The following is a 1,380-nucleotide window of genomic DNA, read 5'->3' as shown; positions in this document are numbered from 1 at the left end:
GGCCGCGGACCGCGCCGCGAAGGCCGGTTACGCGGGTGTCACGGTCGCCTGCGAACCGACCGGACACCGTTGGCGCGTCCTGGGGCAGCTCGCTGCCGACCGCGGCATGGCCTTCGTCTGCGTCCAGCCGATGTTGTCGTCGTGGGCCCGCAAGACCGAGGACCTGACCATCGACAAGACTGACGACAAGGACGCTGTCCTGATCGCCCGCCTGACCGCCCAGTTGCGCTGCTACTTGCCCGAACCGGTCGACGAGACCTGGTCCCGGCTGCGCCACCTCGGACAACGCCGCGAACGTCTGCTCGGACAGCGCGTCGAGGCGGTCCAGCAGATCCGTGACCTGCTCGAATGTGTCTGGCCCGCAGCGCTGTCGACCGCGAAGCAGCCGTTCAAATCAGCCACCTGGGTCGCCGCGCTGCAGGTGATCATGGTCCGTGACGGCGGTGACCTGGCTCTGACCCGGCGCCGCGGCCTGGCTCGCTTCGAGCACCAGGTCCTCCAGGAGGTCCAGCGCCGTGGCAAGACCAAGGCCTGCCACCGCATCACCACCGGCCTGTTCCAGGCCCTGACCGACCCGGCCGGTGTCATTGAGCACCGTCGCTCCGCGTTCGAACGCATCGCCTGGGTCCTCGACGACTGGGACCACGCGAAAGCCCAACAGGCCGATGTCGAGGCCCGCATGGTCACCGTCTTGGACCAGCTCGGCCTCACCTCGTTGGTGACCAGCATCGACGGATTGTCCGCAGTCGGCGCGGCCGTGATCCTGGCCGAGACCGGTGACCTGACCCGGTTCACCTCCGCCCGCGCCGTCGTCAAGCATGCTGGTCTGGCGCCGAGGGAACGGATGTCCGGCGCGTTCACCGGGAAGGCCCGGCTCACCGGGGCGGGTCGGCCGGCGTTGCGGGTCGCGGCCTGGCGGGCGGTCTGGGGCTGCCTGCAGAACAACCGTGTTTACGCGGCTCGCTACCGGTATCTGACCAGCCGTGACACGAATCGGCTCAAGCCCACTCAGGCCCAGACCATCGTCGCGGCGGCGATCCTGCGGCAGCTCTACGCGATCGTCACCACCGGCCAGGCATGGAACCCTGACATCGCCGTCCACGGTCAGGTCACCCAGTCCCATCTGGAGGTCATCGCTGCCTGACTGACTCCCTCGGACACCAGTAGTTCGAGGCGCCCACCCAAGAGCTGGGTCGGGGCGAGCCTTCCGCGGCATTGAGAACCCCATCGGTATCTCGTCGCTCATCATGGGCCGCCCCGACCCTCGTCGACCAACCCGATCACACGCTGTCGAGCACCAGCTCCATTGCCCTATGCAGGGACCGACGAAAACCCCGGGACACCCGACCCAGCCTTGACACACAACGCCTCACGCTGATG

The 1,380-nt window shown here is 68.1% G+C and carries 1 protein-coding gene; it reads left to right on the top strand.

The window, feature by feature from the left end; all coding sequences use genetic code 11:
- Positions 1-1,144: transposase (locus tag ACYVKA_RS13545; protein WP_460706198.1), on the top strand; the 1,144-nt coding region annotated here is incomplete at its 5' end.
- Positions 1,145-1,380: the final 236 nt, after the last annotated feature.

The sequence above is a fragment of the Luteococcus sediminum genome (genome assembly GCF_054783495.1).
The sequence above is the reverse complement of the archived record's forward strand: the minus strand, read 5'-3'. Positions and strand labels throughout refer to the sequence as shown.